The sequence below is a fragment of the Erythrobacter sp. JB2-19 genome (genome assembly GCF_057365005.1).
The window spans coordinates 276,094-297,059 of sequence record NZ_CP200290.1 but is presented as its reverse complement, the minus strand read 5'-3'; the positions used below and the strand labels follow the sequence as shown (position 1 = coordinate 297,059).

Annotated in this window: 18 protein-coding genes and 1 pseudogene; 5 read left to right on the top strand and 14 right to left on the bottom strand. The window is 56.4% G+C overall.

The features are described 5' to 3' along the window. Nucleotides 1-86: 86 nt before the first annotated feature. Nucleotides 87-1,352 carry an aspartate kinase gene (locus AC0V6O_RS01470; RefSeq protein WP_486145451.1) on the bottom strand — a complete coding sequence of 422 codons (1,266 nt, stop codon included), beginning with the start codon at nt 1,350-1,352 and terminating at the stop codon, nt 87-89. A 79-nt stretch (nt 1,353-1,431) separates the two neighbouring features. Here AC0V6O_RS01470 and ubiG point away from each other — a divergent pair, with 79 nt between their 5' ends. Beyond that, nucleotides 1,432-2,169 carry a bifunctional 2-polyprenyl-6-hydroxyphenol methylase/3-demethylubiquinol 3-O-methyltransferase UbiG gene (gene ubiG, locus AC0V6O_RS01465; protein WP_486141192.1) on the top strand — a complete coding sequence of 246 codons (738 nt, stop codon included), beginning with the start codon at nt 1,432-1,434 and terminating at the stop codon, nt 2,167-2,169. On the opposite strand, the gene AC0V6O_RS01460 is transcribed toward ubiG, so the two are convergent. The 7 genes from AC0V6O_RS01460 to AC0V6O_RS01430 form a co-directional block, all read right to left on the bottom strand. Further along, nucleotides 2,166-3,188 (bottom strand): glycerophosphodiester phosphodiesterase, encoded by a 1,023-nt coding sequence (locus AC0V6O_RS01460; RefSeq protein WP_486141191.1) that lies wholly within the window; start codon nt 3,186-3,188, stop codon nt 2,166-2,168. The genes ubiG and AC0V6O_RS01460 overlap by 4 nt on opposite strands. A 41-nt stretch (nt 3,189-3,229) precedes the next feature. Beyond that, complete coding sequence (locus AC0V6O_RS01455; protein ID WP_486141190.1) at nt 3,230-3,577, bottom strand: arsenate reductase; 348 nt, start codon at nt 3,575-3,577, stop codon at nt 3,230-3,232. A gap of 121 nt (nt 3,578-3,698) precedes the next feature. Then, entirely contained in the window at nt 3,699-4,181 is a 483-nt protein-coding gene (gene ruvC / locus AC0V6O_RS01450; protein WP_486141189.1) for a crossover junction endodeoxyribonuclease RuvC, read from the bottom strand. Between the two features lie 115 nt (nt 4,182-4,296). Further along, nucleotides 4,297-5,043, bottom strand: coding sequence for a YebC/PmpR family DNA-binding transcriptional regulator (locus tag AC0V6O_RS01445; protein WP_486141188.1), 747 nt, complete (start codon nt 5,041-5,043; stop codon nt 4,297-4,299). A 173-nt stretch (nt 5,044-5,216) separates the two neighbouring features. Continuing rightward, nucleotides 5,217-5,564: a heavy metal-binding domain-containing protein gene (locus AC0V6O_RS01440; protein WP_486141187.1), complete on the bottom strand. Its 348-nt coding sequence runs from the start codon at nt 5,562-5,564 to the stop codon at nt 5,217-5,219. An 84-nt stretch (nt 5,565-5,648) separates the two neighbouring features. Further along, complete coding sequence (locus tag AC0V6O_RS01435; RefSeq protein WP_095011409.1) at nt 5,649-5,885, bottom strand: DUF2312 domain-containing protein; 237 nt, start codon at nt 5,883-5,885, stop codon at nt 5,649-5,651. Nucleotides 5,886-5,965: 80 nt separating this feature from the next. Further along, nucleotides 5,966-6,301: a DUF1244 domain-containing protein gene (locus AC0V6O_RS01430; RefSeq protein WP_486141186.1), complete on the bottom strand. Its 336-nt coding sequence runs from the start codon at nt 6,299-6,301 to the stop codon at nt 5,966-5,968. A gap of 48 nt (nt 6,302-6,349) precedes the next feature. On the opposite strand from AC0V6O_RS01430, the gene pyk reads away from it, so the two are divergent. Continuing rightward, complete coding sequence (pyk, locus tag AC0V6O_RS01425) at nt 6,350-7,819, top strand: pyruvate kinase (RefSeq protein WP_486141185.1); 1,470 nt, start codon at nt 6,350-6,352, stop codon at nt 7,817-7,819. A gap of 7 nt (nt 7,820-7,826) precedes the next feature. Here pyk and AC0V6O_RS01420 read toward each other — a convergent pair whose 3' ends face one another. From AC0V6O_RS01420 to rpoB, 6 genes and pseudogenes are all read right to left on the bottom strand, one after another. Further along, complete coding sequence (locus AC0V6O_RS01420) at nt 7,827-9,185, bottom strand: glutamate--tRNA ligase (RefSeq protein WP_486141184.1); 1,359 nt, start codon at nt 9,183-9,185, stop codon at nt 7,827-7,829. 53 nt (nt 9,186-9,238) lie between these two features. Next, the gene (locus AC0V6O_RS01415; RefSeq protein WP_486141183.1) at nt 9,239-9,694 is read right to left on the bottom strand and encodes a DNA-directed RNA polymerase subunit beta'; all 456 of its coding nucleotides are present in this window, start codon (nt 9,692-9,694) and stop codon (nt 9,239-9,241) included. Between the two features lie 91 nt (nt 9,695-9,785). After that, nucleotides 9,786-10,508, bottom strand: coding sequence for a hypothetical protein (locus tag AC0V6O_RS01410; protein WP_486141182.1), 723 nt, complete (start codon nt 10,506-10,508; stop codon nt 9,786-9,788). A 153-nt stretch (nt 10,509-10,661) separates the two neighbouring features. Beyond that, nucleotides 10,662-14,961 (bottom strand): annotated as a pseudogene (gene rpoC, locus AC0V6O_RS01405) (DNA-directed RNA polymerase subunit beta'). 27 nt (nt 14,962-14,988) lie between these two features. Next, entirely contained in the window at nt 14,989-15,207 is a 219-nt protein-coding gene (locus tag AC0V6O_RS01400; RefSeq protein ID WP_486141181.1) for a hypothetical protein, read from the bottom strand. A gap of 7 nt (nt 15,208-15,214) precedes the next feature. Then, the gene (gene rpoB, locus AC0V6O_RS01395) at nt 15,215-19,408 is read right to left on the bottom strand and encodes a DNA-directed RNA polymerase subunit beta (RefSeq protein WP_486141180.1); all 4,194 of its coding nucleotides are present in this window, start codon (nt 19,406-19,408) and stop codon (nt 15,215-15,217) included. A 480-nt stretch (nt 19,409-19,888) separates the two neighbouring features. Between rpoB and AC0V6O_RS01390 the strand changes: the two genes are divergently transcribed. From AC0V6O_RS01390 to AC0V6O_RS01380, 3 genes are read left to right on the top strand one after another with little or no spacing between them, the layout of a single operon-like run. Then, the gene (locus tag AC0V6O_RS01390; protein WP_486141179.1) at nt 19,889-20,068 is read left to right on the top strand and encodes a hypothetical protein; all 180 of its coding nucleotides are present in this window, start codon (nt 19,889-19,891) and stop codon (nt 20,066-20,068) included. A 25-nt stretch (nt 20,069-20,093) separates the two neighbouring features. Further along, nucleotides 20,094-20,639: a DUF2975 domain-containing protein gene (locus tag AC0V6O_RS01385; protein WP_486141178.1), complete on the top strand. Its 546-nt coding sequence runs from the start codon at nt 20,094-20,096 to the stop codon at nt 20,637-20,639. Beyond that, nucleotides 20,639-20,863, top strand: a complete 225-nt coding sequence (locus AC0V6O_RS01380; protein ID WP_486141177.1) for a helix-turn-helix domain-containing protein — start codon at nt 20,639-20,641, stop codon at nt 20,861-20,863. The genes AC0V6O_RS01385 and AC0V6O_RS01380 overlap by 1 nt, the downstream gene beginning before the upstream one ends. Nucleotides 20,864-20,966 lie beyond the last annotated feature (103 nt).

Genomic DNA, 20,966 nt, shown 5'->3' with positions numbered 1-20,966 from the left:
CGAGCAGAGTTAAGAAGTAGTTAGCAGCTAACGCCTAACCCGACGAAGCGAGACCTTAACCGGTTAGACGCCGTCCAGCGACACGATCAGACGGGTTCATCCACTGCATCAAGCCCATAAGCAGTGTGCAAAACGCGCACAGCGAGCTCTGTTTCGTCCTCATCGATCAGCACGCTGACCTTAATCTCTGAAGTTGAGATCGCCTGAATGTTAATCCCGCGATCGGACAAGGCGCGAAACATAGTGCTGGCCACACCGGCATGACTTTTCATACCGACGCCAACGACGCTGATCTTGGCAATATGGCTGTCGGTGATGATCCTGTTGAAGCCAATATCCTCAAGCCGGTCTTCCAGCATTGCCTGCGCGCGGGCTAGATCCGCCTGAGGGACGGTGAAGGTAACGTCGGTCTCGCCCTTATCACGGCCAACGTTTTGAATGATCATGTCGACATTGATGCTGGCATCGGCCAGCGGTTCAAAAATGTGAGCCACTGCGCCGGGCTTGTCAGGCACACGGGTGAGGATGATTTTCGCCTCATTCTTATCATGCGCAATACCGGTTACCAGCTGGCGTTCCATATCGCCGTTCTCCACCAATTGATCCATTTCCATGTCCGAGACGATCAGCGTTCCCGGCAGTTCATCTGCACTCGCTGCATCGTCATCGCCAAAGCTGGAAAGCACTTGAATGCGCACCCCAGCTTTCATCGCCAGTCCCACCGACCTGGTCTGCAGCACTTTGGCCCCTACTGAGGCCAGTTCGAGCATTTCTTCGTAAGTCACCGCCTTGAGCTTGCGCGCCTTGGCGACGATGCGCGGGTCGGTCGTGTAGACGCCATCAACATCGGTGTAGATGTCACAGCGGTCTGCATTAACCGCAGCAGCAATCCCAACGGCAGAGGTGTCTGAGCCGCCGCGTCCCATCGTGGTGATGCGACCTTCTTCGGAAACGCCTTGAAAACCTGGAATGACGGCGATCTCACCGTTTTCCAGCGCTTCGACCAAGCCAGGCGCATCGATTGTGTCAATCCGCGCCTTTGAGTGTGCCTCAATCGTGCGCACCGGCAATTGCCAGCCGAGCCAGCTTCGCGCCTTGCTACCCAATGACTGGAGCGTGAGCGCAAGCAGCCCGCTGGTCACTTGTTCTCCGCTGGAGACAACAACGTCAAATTCAGCAGGATCGTACAGCGCATTGGCTTCGCGGCAGAAATTGATCAGCCGGTCAGTCTCGCCAGCCATTGCCGAAACAACCACGGCCACCTGATGCCCCGCAGCAGCTTGCGCGCGCACGAGATTGGCGACGCGGCGAATGCGCTCGGTACCGGCCATTGATGTGCCGCCGAACTTCATCACGATCCGTTGCCCACTCTTGGCCAATTTATTTTCGCTCCTGCTGGTTCACTGTGCTGCGCGCTGTTAAGGGCGGTGGATGACAAAGGCAAATGTCACAAGTGTAACTATCCGCCCAGAGGAGGCGGAACACTTCGCCTCATTGGCGCGGGACTGGTGGAACCCGAAAGGGCCGATGGCCTCTTTGCACCAGGTGAACCCGGTAAGATTGCAGTTCATTCGCGGCGCAATCGATACGCATTGGAGTGGCTCGGCAAACAGCGCCAAACCTCTACTGGGCAAGAGCGCACTCGACATTGGTTGCGGTGCAGGCCTCGTTTGCGAACCCATGGCGCGCTTAGGCGCGGCTGTAACCGGGGTTGACGCTGCCGCTGAGAACGTATCGGCCGCCGCAGCACACGCCGAAGCAGTCAGACTAGACATTCGTTATATGGCAGGCGAACTGGCTGGACTTGATATTGGACAGTTCGACCTCGTGACCTGCCTCGAGGTTGTTGAGCACGTTGCTGACAAGCCCGCGTTTCTCGCTAATGTTGCCGACCGGATTGCGCCCGGCGGATTGCTCGTCATGTCGACGCCAAACCGCACCGCCGCGAGCCGCTTACTGCTCGTGGGCGCCGCCGAAGCCATCGGCTATGTACCCAAGGGCACGCACGATTGGTCTGACTTCATAACACCAGAGGAGTTGGCCGACCTACTGTCAGACGTCGGGCTCGAGCAGATCGATCAGCAAGGCATCGCTTACCGACCAGGCAAAGGCTTGCATCTGTCAGACGATGAAGCACTCAATTACATCCTGTCGGCTCGCCGGAGTTAGCGTTTCTGCTGCTTGAGCACTTCCACTAGCTCCCCAACATTGTCGGTGAAGAACCCGTCTGCGCCGCTCTCTATCGCGCGGCTCCACAGCCATTGGTAGCGGCCGTCGCCCGCTGGCCCGCCGGTCCCTTTCAATGCGGAAGGCAGAAAGCCGTTCTCTTTGCGCAGTGTCCAAGGATGCACTGTGAGGCCGGCTGCGTGAGCATTATTGACCAGATCGGTGAGCGAGCCGTCTTCATTGACGATGTAGCTTAGCCCCGGGCCAATACCATCGGCATATTCGGCGATCTCCGCCAGACCTGCCGGAGTGACCATGTCGGCCCAGCGCAACTCCGGCTCGTCATAAGGTCCGCCCTGCGGATGGATCAGCAGCACCAGCGGCACATCCACTCGCTGGTTGAGCCTCTGAAGCGGACCCACCTCGAAGATCTGCACGAAGATGCGGCTGTCCGCCTTATCCAGACCCAGAGCGCGCAAATCGCGCACCAGCAGGTCAACCATATCAATGCCAGCTTCTTGCAGCATGAAGGTCGGGTGCTTGAGCTCTGGGTAGAGGCCAATACTACGCCCGGTCTCCGCCTCCTTGGCCCGCACCAGCTGGACTACTTCTTCGAAGGTCGGCACCTGATAGAGCCCATTGTAGGCCGTATTGTCGGGCCGCGCGCTCGGCACGCGTTCCTTGGCGCGCAGGGTCCGGATTTCGGCGAGAGTGAAGTCCTCCGCAAACCAGCCGGCGACCAATTGGCCATCGATCATCTTATCACGCCGGCGATCCTCAAACTCCTCGCGGCTTGCCACATCCGTGGTGCCAGACAGTTCGTTCTCATGCCGCGCGACCAGCACCAGATCTTTGGTCGCGACCAGATCTGGCTCGACATAGTCTGCTCCCAGATCGATCGCCAACTCATAGGCGGCAAGCGTGTGTTCCGGACGATCACCGCTGGCACCGCGGTGGGCGATGATGAGCGGCCCATCAGCCACGCGCGATGTCCCGGATTGCGCCGCCGCAGAAGCAGGCATCAATATTGGTGAAATCACTGAAAGCGCACATGCGAGCAAACCTAAGACAGAGCCGCAGACCATTCTTCCTCCTTAAACCCAACCAGCAAGCCGCCCTCATACTCGGCGATGGGCCGCTTAATCATGGACGGATGCTCTTGCAGCAATGTGACAGCCTTCGCTGGCGTGATGTCGGCCTTGTCAGCATCGGACAGCTTGCGGAATGTCGTACCGCGCCGGTTCAGCACCACATCGACGCCTTTGTCCGCGATCCATGCCTCCAGCTTGGCCGGATCAGCGCCCACTTTCTTGTAATCATGAAAGTCGAAAGTGTGACCTTTGGCATCCAGCCATTTGCGCGCTTTCTTGACCGTATCGCAGTTCGGAATCCCGTAAATCTGCAGTTTCATGCCCAATCCCTACCCATATTCCTGGAACACGTTTGACGTTTTCGAACCAACCCACTTGGCGCGTGTTCTGCACCTATACAATCACAATTGCTCGCCAAATGTCGCATCACAGTTCGCACCCTTATCTGCCTGGCGGCATGTAGGACAGATGCGCATCAGCAATGGCCACCGCTAGCGCATCGGCCGCATCCGCACCGGCAAGAGCCGCACTTGGGAGCAAAACCTTGAGCATAGCCTGAACCTGCTCCTTATCCGCTGCGCCTGTCCCAACCACCGACTTCTTGACCGAACGCGCCGCATGCTCACGCACTTCAAGCCCCCGTGCCCCGCAGGCGGCCAACACCGCACCGCGCGCCTGCGCCAATTTTAAAGTTGATTGCGGGTTTTTGTTGACGAAGATCTCTTCCGCCGCCGCCCGGTCCGGATCATGCTCAGCAATCACCGCATCCAGCGCAGTGACCAGATGCGATAGTCGCACGGCGATCGGCGCTTTGGCATCCGTCTTGATCTGGCCATTGGCGACGTGGCTGATCCGGCTGCCTTCACTGCGCAGCACGCCCCAGCCAGTGCAGCTGAGTGAAGGATCAAGGCCAAGGATAATCATAGACCGGCCCTAAACCCCAAACGCCAAGCGATAGCCAGCAGGAAAGCTGCGGCCAAACCAATCGCTAAAACCCATTCGCGAAGTCTCAATGCAGGTAGCCCGGCATGAAGCGAACCTAAGCGTCAAGCTTCGCCATCACCTCGTCAGAAATTTCGTAATTGCCCCAAACGGTCTGCACATCGTCATCATCATCAAGCGTATCGATCAGCTTCAGCAATGTGCCAGCGCCCTTCTCATCAAGCTCAACCGTTAGGTTTGGCTTCCATGCGAGCTTGACTTCCTTGGCCTCACCCAGAGCCTTCTCAAGCGCAGAGGCAACCTCGTGCAAATCTTCTGATGCGGTCCAAATTGTATGGCCGTCTTCTGAGGATTCAATATCCTCTGCGCCCGCATCCATGGCCGCTTCCAGGACTTTGTCTTCATCGCCAGCATCGACCGAATATTCGATCAGCCCAAGCCGTTCAAAGCCATGCGCAACCGAACCTTCTGTACCCAGATTGCCGCCATTCTTACTAAACGCAGTCCGCACCGCTGTTGCCGTGCGGTTGCGATTGTCGGTCAGCGTTTCAACGATGATCGCGCTGCCGCCGGGGCCGTAACCTTCGTAACGGACCTCTTCGTAATTCTCGTCATCGCCTGCGCTTGCCTTGTCGATCGCGCGCTGGATATTGTCCTTCGGCATCGATTGGCCTTTGGCGGTGTTGACCGCCAGCCGCAGACGCGGGTTCATATCCGGATCGGGCGTGCCCATTTTCGCAGCCACGGTAATTTCGCGGGAAAGCTTGGAAAACAGATTAGAACGTTTTTTGTCCTGCGCACCTTTACGGTGCATGATGTTCTTAAATTTGGAATGGCCTGCCATGGTCTCTGAATCACTACCGCTGCAATTGGATGAAGGGTGGCCTTACTCCGATGCCTGATATTGAGGCAAGACCAGCTATAGCGGATATTACCCTCGGTTAGCGCGCAGCCATGCTGCATAACGCCGCGTTCAACGCGGTTTATCTGCCAACGATCTATCAGATGTGAACAGATTCAGATTTTCACAGCTGTGCCGCTGGCGGATACCATCAGCATCGATCCGCGATCGCCTATAACTTCGTAATCGAGATCAATGCCGACCACCGCATTGCCACCGCGGCTGGCACATTCCGCCTGCAATTCCTCAATCGCCTGATTGCGAGCATCGGACAGAATGCGCTCGTAACTGCCCGAACGGCCGCCAACAATGTCGCGAATATTGGCGAAAAAATCGCGGAACAGGTTCGCACCAACGATCACTTCACCGGTCACCACGCCCAAATATTCCTGGATCGGATGGCCTTCGAGCGTCGGTGTTGTGCTGACGATAATCCCGCGAGCGTCTTTGTACTGTCCGGCCATATTTCCTCTTTTGAATGCTGTATTATTCAAATAATACACAGACCGGAGTTTTCAAGGCGATGATACCGCCAGTGAAGCGCGCAATCAGCCGAGGCCGAGGGCAGCCTTATAAGTATCGAGGACCATTTCCATTTCATTCCGGTCATCTGGCTTCATCTTGCGTAGACGGACCACCTGGCGCATGATTTTGGGGTCATAACCGACCGCTTTTGCTTCTGCATAAACATCGCGAATGTCATCGGCGATGCCCTTCTTCTCTTCTTCAAGGCGCTCAATGCGCTCGATCAAAAGGCGCAGGCGGTCATCTGTGGCATCAGCCATATTCTATGTGCTCCAAAATTTGAGAATCAGTTAAGCGCTACGATAGCCAAAGGCGGATCAGCCGTGAACCGGACTCGTCGCTAATCCACGCGATTTTTGGCAACGCTGGCCTGCATGGCGGCCAATTGTTCTTCGGTCGCCGGGGTTTGGCGGGTCGCCTTCCATTCATCCATTGACATGCCATGGATCAGCTCACGCGCGGTTGCCTTGTCACCGCCAAAGCCCGCATCGCGGATCCAGTCTGCCAGGCAATTGCGGCAAAAACCCGATAGCCCCATCAAATCAATGTTCTGCGCGTCATGACGGTGTTGTAAATGACGCACTAACCGGCGGAACGCAGCAGCCGCCACTGCATCATCCAAATGCTCCAGCGAGCCGATATTCTGGCTGCCGTGATTGGGCGCATTCGTATCCATTTGAAGCTAGTCCTTGAGTTGACATTCACCTGTGCCATAGCTGGCACCATGAAAAAGAGCGACCTCAACCGGATGAACCCTCGCGGCCGCAAGGTCAAAATTTTGGCGACAATCGGCCCGGCCAGCCGCTCGCCAGAAATGCTGCGCAAATTGTTTCGCGCGGGCGCAGATGCGTTCCGGGTGAATATGAGCCACGGTGAACACGCGGATCATGCCGCCTCGATTGCGGCGATCCGTGATATGGAGCGAGAGTTTGCTCGCCCTGTCGCAATCTTGGCCGATTTACAGGGTCCAAAACTGCGCGTGGGTACGTTCAAAGATGGCAGCGCGGTGATCCGCCACTCCGGCCATTTCACGCTCGACCGCAATCCAGAGCCGGGTGACGAAACCCGAGTATGTCTGCCTCATCCAGAGCTGTTCGGCATTCTGGAAAAGGGTCAGCGCCTGCTGATCAATGATGGCAAGATCAAGCTGAAGGTGATCAAGGCAAGCGACGAAGAAATCCTCTGCTCGGCTGAGGTTGGCGGGGTCATCTCTGACCGTAAGGGCGTCAACGTACCTGACGCGGAGGTGCCCATCCCTGCGCTCACCGATAAGGACCGCCGCGATCTGGCCTTTGCGGTTCAGCAAGAGGCGGATTGGATAGCGTTGTCGTTCGTTCAGCGGCCAGAAGACCTTGCCGAGGCGCGCAGGCTGATCGGCAATGACACCGCTCTGTGCGCGAAGATCGAAAAGCCAATGGCGGTGCACCGCTTGGAAGAGATCATCGAGCTGTCCGATGGCATCATGGTTGCTCGCGGTGATTTGGGTGTGGAGCTGGAGCCGTTTGAAGTCCCGCCGCTGCAAAAGAAGATCGTCAATGCGACGCGACGCGCGGGCAAGCCAGTGATTGTCGCTACGCAAATGCTGGAAAGCATGATCGAAAGTCCGATGCCGACCCGTGCGGAGGTCTCTGACGTCGCCAATGCCGTCTATGATGGCGCCGATGCAGTGATGCTATCTGCGGAGAGTGCCGCGGGTGAATGGCCAGAGGAATCCGTGGCCATGATGGACAAGATTGCAGGTCAGGTCGAGCGCGATGAAGGCTATAAAGAGCGCGTGCGTTTTCTCGAGACACCGCCAGACGCGACAACATCCGATGCGCTCGCACATGCCTGTATGACAATTGCCGATACCGTGCCGATCAGTGCGATTACAGTGTTCACGGCCTCTGGCTCGACCGCGCGGCGCGTGTCGCGCGAGCGACCCGATACACCGGTCCTGGTGCTCACCCCATCGAACCGGACTGCTCGCCGCGTGTGCTTGCTGTGGGGCGCACATGCGGTCGCGACCAAGGACATCGGCAGTTTTGAAGAGATGATTGCCAAGGGTAAACGCATGGCTCTGCGCCACGGATTTGGCGAAGCTGGAAACAAGCTGATCGCGCTTGCTGGTGTGCCATTTGGCACCCCTGGCGCGACCAATTTGCTCCACGTCGTAACGCTATCCGGTAATGAGCTTGAGCGGCATGAGGGCTAAAGAAGGCCTAGTTTGAAGCCCGCTCCAATCGGCGGCGTGCGACCTCTTCACCCAGCACTGGCAGCAATTCACCCATGTCCGGTCCGTGGTTCATACCGGTGAGCGCTTGCCGGAGAGGCAGGAACAAGGCCTTCCCCTTGCGCCCGGTCTTCTCCTTCAGTGCTGACGTGAGCGCACCCCAAGGATCATCGCCCCATTGCAGCGTACTGGCCGCATCGGCGAGATAGGCGCGGTCTTCGTCAGAGAACTCGGGCAGATTAACCGGACCGGTGACGATTCGCCAATAATCATGCGCCCCGCCGACAGTTTCCAGATTAGGGCGAACGGCGTGCCATGCGTCTTCGCCCATGCCTTCTGGCAAGCGATCTTTGACTTCCGCGAATTCCATTTGGTGGACAATGGCGGTGTTCACCCGCTCCAGATCGGCATCGTCAAACTTTGCTGGCGCGCGGCCAAAGGTCGACAGATCAAACGTCTCAAGCAAATCCTTCATGTTCGCAATCGGTTCTACGGAGAGCGATGTGCCGAGCCGGGCCAGCAAAGCAATCAGTGCCTCTGGCTCAATCCCGCGTTCTCTAAATGCATCGCAGCCAAGTGAGCCAAGTCGTTTCGAGAGCTTGCCTTCGCGCCCAACCAACAAGGCTTCATGCGCGAATTTCGGCAGGACATTGGGCGCGCCAGATGCTGCAGAAAATTGTGCAGCATAAAGCGCGGTAAACATCTGAATTTGAACGGCAGTGTTGGAAACATGATCTTCACCGCGAAGCACTTGAGTGACGCCCATTTCAACATCATCAACTGTGCTGGGAAGCATGTAGAGCCATGACCCGTCCGCGCGCCGAATAACCGGATCAGAAAGTTGGGCAGGATCAAATTTTGCCGTACCGCGCACGCCATCTTCCCACTCAATCGGCTCATCATGATCGAGCTTAAAGCGCCAATGCGGCTGAACGCCATCAGCCTCCTTCGCTGCGCGATCCTCGTCCGTCAGCTTCAGGGCACCGCGATCATAGATCGGCGGCAATCCGCGACCGAGCAGCACCTTACGCTTCAGTTCCAATTCCTGGCTTGTTTCATAGGCCGGATAGATCCGCCCTGCGGCCTTCAGAACGTCAAATGCAGCATCGTAGCGTTCGAGCCGCAGGGACTGACGCTCCACCATGTCTGGCTGCATACCTAGCCACGCGAGGTCTTCGTGGATGGCATCGACATATTCTTCTTTGGAACGCGCCGCGTCGGTATCGTCAATGCGCAGCAGAAATTTACCGCCCGCCTTGCGCGCGAGCATCCAATTGTGGAGCGCGGTGCGGATATTGCCAACATGAAGACGGCCCGTCGGAGCGGGCGCAAAACGTGTAATGGTCATGCCTAAAGCGGTAGCCAGCGCGCGCCCTTCGGGCAAGCATTGTTGCAGCCGGTCTACCCGTGCGATTCCGCCAGGATCAATGCCTGTGTCCTGTCCCACAGTTCGGCAATCCGCTCTGGCCGCACCAACCCGCCAAGCTCGCGGCCAAATTCGATGCGGGACCGCGCGGTAGCATGATCAATCATCGCGCCGATGCAGGCCTCATCATGGCTCAGCATACGACAGCAGAAGCGCGCAACGTGAATATTCTCAGGCCAAGTTCGCGAGATCGCTTGGGCCAGCGACAATGATCGGCTCGCGGCGCTCACATTGCCAAGGCGGACGGCAAGCTCCGGCACGGGATCTTGCCTCGCACGCTCATGCAAAGCGATCAGTCGCAGCGAGTAGATGAAGCGAGCGGCAATTGGGCCGAGCATTTCTATCTTCGCTGGCTCTGCAAGCGCCGCGATCCAATTGCCTTTGCCCGCTTCGGGAGTGGCGGACGGTAAACTGGAACGCGGCGTTTTCATAAAGACCTCGGCAATGCTGCATAGCGACTCGCTACACCTCAGCACTACCTTTGTTGCGATTGCCTCGCAATAGCTATAATGTGTTTGTGGCCTACTTCGGCTTAATCATGAAGCTATGCTCGATGAACAGGAACACCTCGGTCTGACTTGCCTGTTTGAAGAAGAGCTCCGAATCAAGGCCGCGAATTTCGATTCCGTAATCGCTTCCGAACATTGCGGCATACCTCCTGGACTCGTCTGCGATCGCCTTAACGACCGAACCGCGGTATTGATCGGGATTGTCTATCGCGAGATCGGTAGTCCCCGTTTCGATATATGACCGTCCCGTAGCCGGCACATTCTTACGAAAGGCCTGGATTGTTTCATCGACCTCGTCCTGGCCCCTAAATTTACCTCCAACCGGAAGACGCGCATAAAGTCTGACACGCGTAGTGTCTGGCCTGTTGCCACGGCCATAGACGAGCAAGTCTTCCATCGACTCAAGTGTGAGGGGCGAAAGCTTGTATTGGCCCGCAACCAGAGTGATACCTTCTGCCTCTGCCCGCTCGATAACAGCGCGAAGCATCGCAGCGACCTCGCTGCGACGGACATTTTCTTCGCGCGAATCCGAGTTCACGTAGATCGGTTTGACGAAATAGTCCGCCTTGCGGGTGAGGCCGATCGCGGATTGCTCATCATCATAATACTCGTCGAAATCTCCGCGATCCGAGCGCGAGCCAGTGACGATGATCGTCTCCGCCCCATCCTGTGCCCACGCCCCAGCTGGCACCAACAGGCCAGATACGGCTGCAGCCGTCAGAAAAAACCTTTTCATTTTAGACCCCTCACCCCTCTCCATTTGACACATGGAACGTATCACGAGCGAAAATTACGGCAAGCGACATCAAATACAAAAGGCCCCGCCGAAGCACTTAAGCTCCAGCGGGGCCTTGTCTGTTGAGCTACGAATGCAGCCAAACTGCTGCGCTTATTCAGCGCCGCCTTCTTCAGGAGCAGGCGATGGAGCCGCAGCGGCCATCGCTGCCTTCATGGCTTCTTCGCTCGACACTGGATCAGCTTCTGGTTCAGCTTCCGCTGCACCAGCCGCAGCCAACGCGTCCTGCTGCTTCTTCCACTGAGCTTTCAGCGCTGCATCGCGGCTTGATGCTGTCACCCGCATACGATTCATGCCCGCACCGGTACCGGCCGGGATCAGGCGGCCCACGATCACGTTCTCTTTGAGACCGATCAGCGTGTCCTTCTTACCCTCAACCGAAGCCTGCGTCAGAACACGCGTGGTTTCCTGGAACGAAGCGGCAGAGATAAACGAACGGGTTTGCAGCGACGCCTTAGTGATCCCGAGCAGGATCGGCGTGCCACTGGCCGGCTTCTTGCTCTTGGTGAGCTTCGAGTTGGCCTCGTTCATTTCTTCCAGATCAACTTGTTCACCAGTGCAGCAGAGTGGTGTCTCCGCCATCGGTGATCTCGACTTTTTGCAGCATCTGACGAACGATGGTCTCGATGTGCTTGTCGTTGATCTTCACGCCTTGCAGTCGGTAAACTTCCTGGATCTCGTTAACGAGATATTCCGCCAGCGCTTCCACGCCGAGGACCTCCAGAATGTCATGCGGGTTGGGCGAGCCGGAGATGAGCGTATCGCCCTTCTTGACAAAGTCCCCTTCCTGCACATCGATCACCTTGGTCTTGGGGATCAGATATTCGACTGCATCACCTTCTTCCGGAACGATCGCGATCTTACGTTTCGCTTTGTATTCGCGAACGAATTCGATCTTGCCTGAAATCTTGGCGATGACTGACATGTCCTTTGGCAGACGCGCTTCGAACAATTCCGCCACACGCGGCAGACCACCGGTGATGTCGCGGGTCTTGGCAGCTTCGCGGCTGGCACGTGCGAGGATGTCGCCCGCTTCAACCGTTTGGCCATCATCGACCGACAGGGTCGTACCCGGAGCCAGCATATAACGCTGAGCCTCGGTTTCATCCGCATCGGTCTGACCTTCAGCAAGCAGGGTCATGCGCGGACGCAGGTCTTCCTTCTTCTTGCGGCCGGTTGCACGGTTCTCTGTCACAACACGCTGGGCGATACCGGTGGCATCATCAGTGCGCTCTTCCAACGTCGTACCTTCGACAAGGTCTTGGTACTTCACGACGCCCGATTGCTCGGTGATGATTGGCAGAGTGAACGGATCCCACTCGGCCAGGCGGTCACCCACCTTCACCTTCGCGCCGTCCTTGAACATCAGCACGGTACCATAAGGCACCTTGTGCATTTCACGCTCACGGCCCTCAGCATCGATCACAGCGATTTCGCCGTTTCGAGCAAGCGAGAGGATCCGGCCCTTCTTATCGGTGATCGTTGGCATGTCGCGAAGTTCGACCTTACCATCCGAAATCGCCTCAAGGTGCGAGGTTTCATTCAGCTGAGCCGCACCGCCAATGTGGAAGGTCCGCATGGTCAGCTGCGTGCCCGGCTCACCGATGGACTGAGCCGCGATAACACCGACAGCCTCACCAATGTTTACCGGCGTACCGCGAGCGAGATCACGCCCGTAGCACTTACCGCAAACGCCTTGCTCGGCTTCGCAAACGAGCGGAGAGCGGATCTTCGCGGACTGAGTTTCAGCCGCCTCGATTTCCTTCACCATCGCTTCGTCGAGCAGAGTGCCAGACTTCACGATCACTTCGCCGGTCGATGCATTGACGATGTCTTCCGCCGTTGTCCGGCCAAGAATACGCTCGCCAAGCGATGCGATAACCGAACCACCCTGGACGATGGCGCGCATTTCCAGCGCGTTCTCGGTCTTACAATCCAGCTCAACGATGACGCAGTCTTGCGATACGTCAACCAGACGGCGGGTTAGGTAACCCGAGTTTGCCGTCTTAAGCGCAGTATCGGCGAGGCCTTTCCGCGCACCGTGGGTGGAGTTGAAGTATTCAAGGACGGTCAGGCCTTCCTTAAAGTTCGAGATAATCGGGGTCTCGATGATCTCGCCCGAAGGCTTAGCCATCAGGCCGCGCATACCAGCCAGCTGCTTCATCTGAGCGGGTGAACCACGCGCACCAGAGTGAGCCATCATGTAGATCGAGTTGATCTGAGCCTCGCGGCCATCCTTGTCGATCGGCTGAGCCTTAATCTCGTCCATCATAGCGTCGGCCACTTGGTCACCGCAGCGGCTCCAAGCGTCGATCACCTTGTTGTACTTCTCTTGCTGAGTGATCAGGCCGTCCTGGTATTGCTGCTCATAGTCAGCGACCAGCGACTTGGTTTCCTCGATCATGCCTTCCTTACTGTCAGGAATGATCATGTCGTCCTTACCGAAGCTGATGCCGGCCTTAAACGCGTGACGGAAACCAAGAACCATGATCGCATCGGCAAACAGGACAGTGTCCTTCTGACCCGTGTGGCGATAGACCTCATCGATCACATCGCCGATGTCTTTCTTGGTCAGCAGACGGTTGACGATGTCGAAAGGAACCTTGTGGTTCTTCGGCATGCACTCACCGATCAGCATCCGGCCAGGCGTGGTGACGAAACGCTTCATCACCACCTTGCCCTTTTCATCGGCCTGCGGGACGCGGGCGATGATTTTGGTGTGGAGCGTGACAGACTTGGTTTCGAGCGCCTGGTGCACTTCGGCCATATCGGCAAAGCGCGGAAGCTTCTCGATCTTGGTGCCGTCTTTCTCCTCGATAAATTCCGGAGCGTGTTCCTGGCGCTCCATCGAGAGATAATAGAGGCCGAGCACCATATCCTGCGAAGGAACGATGATTGGCTTACCATTGGCAGGCGAAAGGATGTTGTTGGTCGACATCATCAGGACGCGCGCTTCCAATTGAGCCTCGAGGCTCAGCGGAACGTGAACGGCCATTTGGTCGCCATCAAAGTCAGCGTTAAAGGCCGAACAGACCAGCGGGTGAAGCTGGATCGCTTTACCTTCGATCAGAACCGGCTCGAACGCCTGGATGCCAAGACGGTGAAGCGTTGGCGCACGGTTCAGCAGAACCGGGTGCTCGCGGATCACTTCGTCAAGGATATCCCATACTTCCTTGCGCTCTTTCTCAACCCACTTCTTCGCTTGCTTCAGGGTCATCGAGAGACCCTTCGCATCGAGGCGGGCATAGATGAACGGCTTGAACAGCTCGAGCGCCATCTTTTTCGGCAGGCCGCACTGGTGCAGTTTCAGCTCTGGGCCGGTCACGATGACCGAACGGCCAGAGTAATCGACACGCTTACCAAGCAGGTTCTGACGGAAGCGGCCTTGCTTACCCTTCAGCATGTCGCTGAGGGATTTGAGCGGACGCTTGTTAGCACCGGTAATAACGCGGCCACGGCGGCCATTGTCGAACAGTGCGTCAACGGCCTCTTGCAGCATACGCTTCTCGTTACGGACGATGATGTCCGGCGCGCGCAATTCAATCAGACGCTTCAAACGGTTGTTCCGGTTGATCACGCGGCGATAAAGATCGTTGAGATCCGAGGTCGCGAAACGGCCACCATCCAGCGGCACCAGTGGACGCAGCTCTGGCGGGATCACAGGGATCACTTCGAGGATCATCCACTCAGGGCGGTTGCCCGAGTCGATAAAGCTCTCAACAACCTTGAGACGCTTGATGATTTTCTTCGGCTTGAGCGTCGACTTGGTGGTCGCCAACTCTTCCATCAGATCATCGCGCTCTTGCTCAAGATCGAGATCCATCAGCATGTGCTTGACCGCTTCTGCGCCGATGTCGGCAGAGAACGCGTCTTCGCCATATTCGTCCTGAGCTTCGAGCAACTCGTCTTCAGTCAGCAGTTGGAATTTCTCAAGCGGGGTCAGGCCCGGTTCGATCACTACATAGCTCTCGAAATAGAGGATGCGCTCAAGCTGCTTAAGCTGGATGTCGAGCAGCAAGCCGATGCGCGATGGCAGCGACTTCAGGAACCAGATGTGCGCAACCGGCGCGGCCAGTTCAATGTGCCCCATCCGCTCACGGCGAACCTTGGTAACGGTAACCTCAACGCCGCACTTCTCGCAGACGACGCCTTTGTACTTCATGCGCTTGTACTTGCCGCACAGGCATTCGTAGTCCTTTACTGGACCGAAGATACGGGCGCAGAACAGGCCATCACGCTCAGGCTTGAACGTACGATAGTTGATCGTTTCCGGTTTTTTGATTTCGCCAAATGACCAGCTGCGAATGCGCTCTGGCGAGGCAATGCCAATCTGGATTTGGTCAAAAGTTTCCGGCTTGGCCAGCTGGTTGGTGAATTTGGTAAGTTCGTTCATTTTTCACATTCCCTTTTGGGAGAAAACCTAATCATCCGAGAACGGAAGGAGGCGGTCTTTTGCATCGGCGATGAAGCGTTCGATAACTTCGAGTGGAAGGTCTTTTTTCCAAAGTGTGATGGTCATCAATTTATGCTCATCTGACCTGAAAACTTCACCAACCTGCTCTTCGTCTCTCCAAAGCTCCAAGCCCAATCCATCACGAAGATACACATCGCTCGCGAGGATGTAGCTAAAGTCTGCCATCCACCCCTTACTCCGCTGCCTCCGGCCACTGATCATCATCGCCATCTTCGCCGTCAGACAAAGATTTGAGTTCAACGTTGAGACCCAGGCTGCGCATTTCCTTCACAAGAACGTTGAAGCTCTCTGGAATGCCCGCCTCAAAGGTATCATCACCCTTGACGATGGCTTCATAGACCTTGGTACGACCAATGACGTCATCCGACTTAACGGTGAGCATTTCCTGCAAGGTGTAGGCGGCACCGTAAGCTTGCAGTGCCCAGACCTCCATCTCACCAAAGCGCTGTCCGCCGAACTGCGCCTTACCGCCCAGCGGCTGCTGGGTGACGAGCGAGTATGGACCGATCGAACGAGCGTGGATCTTGTCATCGACCAAGTGGTGCAGTTTGAGCATGTAGATAATGCCCACTGTGACCTTACGGTCGAATGCCTCACCCGTACGGCCATCGAACAGAACCGACTGACCAGAGCTGTCGATACCAGCCTTCACAAGCATGTCTGACACATCCGGTTCACGCGCACCATCAAACACAGGTGTACCCATTGGCACACCAGCGGTGAGGTTGCCCGCCAAATCAACGATCTGCTCGGTTGAACGGCTTGCCAGATCCTCATGATACGCCTCGCCGTAAACATCCTTCAGACGGTCAAGCACAGCCTCTGGCGGCTTCGCCTTGGCATAGTCTTGACGCGCATTCGGATTGGCCGTTTTCCACTCTTCAAGCTTCTCTGCGATATCCATGCCGAGCCCGCGAGCCGCAAAGCCGAGGTGCGTTTCGAAGATCTGCCCGACGTTCATACGCGATGGCACGCCCAGCGGGTTCAGCACCACGTCAACAGCGGTACCGTCTTCGAGGAATGGCATGTCTTCAACCGGAAGGATGCGAGAGATCACACCCTTGTTCCCGTGACGGCCAGCCATCTTATCGCCTGGCTGAAGCTTGCGCTTCACGGCGACGAAGACCTTGACCATCTTGAGCACGCCCGGTGCGAGTTCGTCACCACGCTCCAGTTTCTCTTTACGGTCTTCGAACTTCGCATCGATCCCGCCAACGGCTTCGTCATATTGCGACTTAACCGCTTCGATTTGGGTCTGGCGCTTGTCCGCCGCAACAGCGAATTTGAACCACTCGTGGCGCTCAATACCCTCGAGCATGTCGGCGGTGATCTTGTCGCCCTTCTTCACGCCCTTTGGACCTGCAGCAATGGTTTGACCAACCAGCATGTCACGAAGGCGGTTATAGGTCGCCCGGTTCAAAATACCGCGTTCGTCGGCCGCGTCCTTGCGCAAACGCTCGATCTCTTCGTTCTGAATCGCCCGGGTACGGTCATCAATTTCAATGCCGTGACGGTTGAACACGCGAACTTCGACAACCGTGCCAGCAACACCTGGTGGCAAACGCAGCGAGGTGTCGCGCACATCGCTGGCTTTCTCACCAAAGATCGCCCGCAAGAGCTTCTCTTCCGGCGTCATCGGGCTTTCGCCCTTTGGCGTGATCTTACCAGCCAGAATATCGCCAGGATGCACTTCTGCACCAATGTAGACGATGCCAGCCTCGTCCAAGTTGCGCAGAGCCTCTTCGCCGACATTTGGAATGTCGCGCGTGATGTCCTCTGGGCCAAGCTTGGTGTCGCGGGCCATGACTTCAAACTCATCGATATGGATCGATGTGAAGACGTCATCTTTCACGATGCGCTCTGAAATCAGGATACTGTCTTCGTAGTTGTAGCCATTCCAAGGCATAAAGGCGACGAGGCTGTTCTTACCCAGCGCCAGCTCACCCAGATCAGTCGAAGGACCATCGGCGATGATATCGCCCGGTTCAATCGTCTCACCAACCTTCACCAGCGGGCGCTGGTTGATGCAGGTGTTCTGGTTTGAGCGTTGGAATTTTTGCAGCGTGTAGATGTCGACGCCGGACTGACCGGGCTCAACATCGCCAATTGCACGGATCACGATACGGGTCGCGTCGACCTGGTCGACAATCCCGCCGCGCTTCGCCGCGATCGCAGCGCCGCTATCGCGGGCCACGGTTTCTTCCATACCGGTGCCGACCCAAGGCGCTTCCGCCTTGACCAATGGCACAGCCTGACGTTGCATGTTCGAACCCATCAGCGCACGGTTGGCGTCATCGTTTTCCAGGAATGGAATGAGCGATGCAGCAACCGAGACGAGCTGCTTAGGCGACACGTCCATGAGCGTGATTTGCTCGTTTGGAGCCATCAGGTTGTCACCGCTTTGACGCGCTGAGATCAGCTCTTCAACAAAAGAGCCATCTTCATTGAGTTCAGCCGATGCCTGGGCAACGGTGTGCTTCTGCTCTTCCATTGCGGAGAGATAGACCACATCACCAGTGACCTTATTGTCTTCAATCCGGCGATACGGCGTTTCAATAAAGCCGTATTTGTTGACCCGGCTGAACGATGCCAGCGAGTTGATAAGGCCGATGTTCGGGCCTTCCGGCGTTTCAATTGGGCAAATCCGGCCGTAGTGGGTCGGGTGAACGTCTCGCACTTCAAAGCCCGCGCGCTCACGCGTCAGACCACCTGGGCCAAGCGCAGATACGCGGCGTTTGTGGGTCACTTCGGACAGCGGGTTGGTTTGGTCCATGAACTGCGACAGCTGTGAAGAGCCAAAGAATTCACGTACCGCAGCAACAGCTGGCTTAGCGTTGATGAGGTCGTTTGGCATGACAGTCGATACATCGACGCTGCTCATGCGTTCTTTAACCGCGCGCTCCATGCGCAGCAGACCAACGCGGTACTGGTTCTCCAGCAATTCGCCAACCGAGCGGACCCGGCGGTTGCCGAGGTTGTCGATATCGTCAACCTCGCCTTTGCCGTCCTTCAGATCGACCAGTTCTTTGACCACGGCTAGGATGTCTTCCTTACGCAGGGTCGTAACGGTGTCTTCTGCATCAAGCTCAAGACGCATGTTGAGCTTCACGCGGCCAACCGCGGAAAGGTCATAACGCTCACCATCGAAGAACAGGCCTTCGAACAGGGCTTCTGCGGTTTCCTTGGTAGGCGGCTCGCCCGGACGCATCACCTTATAGATGGCTTCAAGACCTTCATCACGGTTTTCAGCCTTATCGACCTTCAGCGTGTTGCGGATCCACGGCCCGGTATTAATCTCGTCAATGTCGAGCAGCTCGAGGCTGTCGATGCCAGCATTGTCGAGCGTTTCAACATGCTCCAGCGTCAGCTCATCACCCGCTTCGACATAGATACGGCCGGTCGCCTCATCGATCATGTCGCGCGCAGCATAGCGGCTCACAACTTCTTCAGTAGGAAGCAGCAGGTCGGTGAGGCCGTCTTTCGCAGCCTTATTGGCGGCCCGCGGCGAAATCTTCTGGTTCGCTGCGAACACTTCTTCGCCGGTCTTCGCGTCCACCAATGGGAATGCAGGCTTCTGGCCGCGCCATTGGTCAGCCACGAACGGCATTTTCCAGCCGTCTTTCGCGCGCTCCCAAGTGACGGTGTCATAGAAGAAGTGCAGGATTTCTTCGCTGTCTTGCCCCAGCGCATAGAGCAGCGCCGTGACAGGCAGCTTACGCTTGCGGTCGATCCGGACGTTGACGATGTCTTTCGCATCAAATTCAAAATCGAGCCATGAACCGCGATACGGAATGACGCGTGCCGCGAACAGAAGCTTACCAGAGGAGTGCGTTTTACCGCGATCGTGATCGAACAGCACGCCAGGCGAGCGGTGCATTTGCGATACGATTACGCGCTCTGTGCCATTGATGATGAACGTGCCGTTCTCCGTCATCAGTGGCATGTCGCCCATGTAGACGTCTTGCTCTTTAATATCGAGAACGGAGCGGGTTTCCGTTTCTTGGTCGACTTCAAACACGATCAGGCGCAGCGTGACCTTCATCGGCGCTGCATAGGTGATGCCGCGCTGACGGCACTCAGTTGTGTCATATTTTGGCGGCTCAAGTTCGTAATGAACGAAATCGAGCTCGGCAGAGCCAGCAAAATCACGGATCGGGAAAACCGAGCGCAGCGTCTTTTCAAGACCGGAAACATAGCCTGTTTCCTTGTCTGAGCGCAGGAATTGCTCGTAACTTTCGCGCTGAACCTCAATCAGGTTCGGCATTTGCACGACTTCGTGAATGTCACCGAAGATCTTACGAATGCGCCGCTTGGCCGTGCCTTGCGCCGCGCCCTTTGATTTGATGGGCTTTGCCTTAGTAGCCATGGAGGTAAATTGCCTCTTTATCTGTCGCCGAAGAGAATCTCCGGTCGCTCACAATTGATTTCTGCACCGCGCGAAATCAGCCTCATATCAGACGCGAAAAAGGCCGCACGCAAAGAGACCTTAAAGGAGGATCGCTTTGCAGCAGCTCAGTAATAACGTCGCGAATATGAAACTCGCCGCTTCCATCCCTAAGCCCATTCCCGCGTATGAATCGGCTTTGCTCGAAGCGAGCGATTGACGAGCATGTAGGAATTCGCAGGCCCCGAGTCAAACATCAGTTTCGCCCCCACACAACCCGCACGCACTCGAGTCGATTAAGCAGAGATCAAAAGCGTCGTTTCCGGGTGGCCAAAATGCGCAATCGATATGCACATCCCCACCAGGAGGATCAGGCACAACACCTCGTTATTCGATGTATCACATATTGTTTTTCAATATTATTGATTGACAATAAATCGACTCACGGTTAGATCGAAATTATTGAATATCAATATTCACCATCAAGGAGATCGATATATGACAAACTTTGGCGCCCAATCATTCGCCGCTTTCGCTGCGGTCCTCATGGCTTTCTCTTCAATCGGCGTGATCGTCACCGTTCCGCCGGCCCAAGCAAATGCAAGCAGCCAAATCCACTCAGCCATGCCCGAGCTGGCTTGATCGAGAATTGAAGGGAGGCTCTCCAATGACAGACAAACCCAATGATCTCTTGCTGCTTGCCGGCAAAATACTCACGATCCTGATGCAGATATTCATGGCAATCGGCGCTGCGGCTTTGCTTGCAGGCCTGATCGCGGTGGTATTCATGCAGGGCGCGATCAACGCTGAAATCACCACGGAATTTGAAGGCGCTGTCGGCGTATTGCCGCTGATGCCTACGCTTGGTGTGATGGCCCTGGCTATGGGATGTGTCGTTTTGATTTTCCTGTTCTTTGGCAAATTGCGCGCGATCATATCAACAGTCGGTGAAGGCGATCCATTCGTTCCAGAGAATGCCGACCGGTTAAATATCATGGCGTGGATGCTGCTCGCTGTCCAAGTGATGGCAATCCCATTGGCCGGGCTCGCTTTGCTTCTGGCGAAATGGGCTGAACCCATGGAAGATGCCAACTTCAATGTTGATTCCGGGTTCGACCTAACAGGCATCATCATGGTCGTGGTGCTCTTCATTCTCGCCCGTGTGTTCAAACATGGCGCAGCGATGAGCGATGATCTGGAAGGGACCGTCTGATGCCAGCCGAAGAAGGAACCAATATCATGGTAAAGCTAGACGACCTGCTGCACGATCGCCGGATGACCCTTACCGAGCTGGCGGAGCGTGTGGGCCTGACCCTCGCCAACCTCTCAATCCTGAAGACCGGCAAGGCCAAGGCAATCCGCTTCTCAACCCTTGAGGCCATCTGCCGCGAGCTCGACTGTCAACCGGGCGACCTGCTCTCATTCGAACCACAATAGCTTGACATTCGGGGCGCGTAGGCTAATTGCGCGCCTCGGCTGTTTCGGCAGCCATCCGTCCGAGACAGTTGGTGAAGGCAATCTGGCTTTCTTAATTTCCAGC

Excerpts from the sequence above, each read along its gene's own strand:
- AC0V6O_RS01430 (WP_486141186.1), bottom strand. The coding sequence starts at position 6,301 with ATGGATACGAATGCGCCCAATCACGGCAGCCAGAATATCGGCTCGCTG.
- AC0V6O_RS01455 (WP_486141190.1), bottom strand. The coding sequence starts at position 3,577 with ATGAAACTGCAGATTTACGGGATTCCGAACTGCGATACGGTCAAGAAA.
- AC0V6O_RS01410 (WP_486141182.1), bottom strand. The coding sequence starts at position 10,508 with ATGAAAAGGTTTTTTCTGACGGCTGCAGCCGTATCTGGCCTGTTGGTG.
- ruvC (WP_486141189.1), bottom strand. The coding sequence starts at position 4,181 with ATGATTATCCTTGGCCTTGATCCTTCACTCAGCTGCACTGGCTGGGGC.
- AC0V6O_RS01415 (WP_486141183.1), bottom strand. The coding sequence starts at position 9,694 with ATGAAAACGCCGCGTTCCAGTTTACCGTCCGCCACTCCCGAAGCGGGC.
- AC0V6O_RS01470 (WP_486145451.1), bottom strand. The coding sequence starts at position 1,352 with ATGAAGTTCGGCGGCACATCAATGGCCGGTACCGAGCGCATTCGCCGC.
- AC0V6O_RS01385 (WP_486141178.1), top strand. The coding sequence starts at position 20,094 with ATGACAGACAAACCCAATGATCTCTTGCTGCTTGCCGGCAAAATACTC.
- AC0V6O_RS01460 (WP_486141191.1), bottom strand. The coding sequence starts at position 3,188 with ATGCCTGCTTCTGCGGCGGCGCAATCCGGGACATCGCGCGTGGCTGAT.
- AC0V6O_RS01435 (WP_095011409.1), bottom strand. The coding sequence starts at position 5,885 with ATGGCTGATGCCACAGATGACCGCCTGCGCCTTTTGATCGAGCGCATT.
- AC0V6O_RS01440 (WP_486141187.1), bottom strand. The coding sequence starts at position 5,564 with ATGGCCGGACAGTACAAAGACGCTCGCGGGATTATCGTCAGCACAACA.
- AC0V6O_RS01420 (WP_486141184.1), bottom strand. The coding sequence starts at position 9,185 with ATGACCATTACACGTTTTGCGCCCGCTCCGACGGGCCGTCTTCATGTT.
- AC0V6O_RS01380 (WP_486141177.1), top strand. The coding sequence starts at position 20,639 with ATGCCAGCCGAAGAAGGAACCAATATCATGGTAAAGCTAGACGACCTG.
- ubiG (WP_486141192.1), top strand. The coding sequence starts at position 1,432 with ATGACAAAGGCAAATGTCACAAGTGTAACTATCCGCCCAGAGGAGGCG.
- AC0V6O_RS01445 (WP_486141188.1), bottom strand. The coding sequence starts at position 5,043 with ATGGCAGGCCATTCCAAATTTAAGAACATCATGCACCGTAAAGGTGCG.
- rpoB (WP_486141180.1), bottom strand. The coding sequence starts at position 19,408 with ATGGCTACTAAGGCAAAGCCCATCAAATCAAAGGGCGCGGCGCAAGGC.
- pyk (WP_486141185.1), top strand. The coding sequence starts at position 6,350 with ATGAAAAAGAGCGACCTCAACCGGATGAACCCTCGCGGCCGCAAGGTC.
- AC0V6O_RS01400 (WP_486141181.1), bottom strand. The coding sequence starts at position 15,207 with ATGGCAGACTTTAGCTACATCCTCGCGAGCGATGTGTATCTTCGTGAT.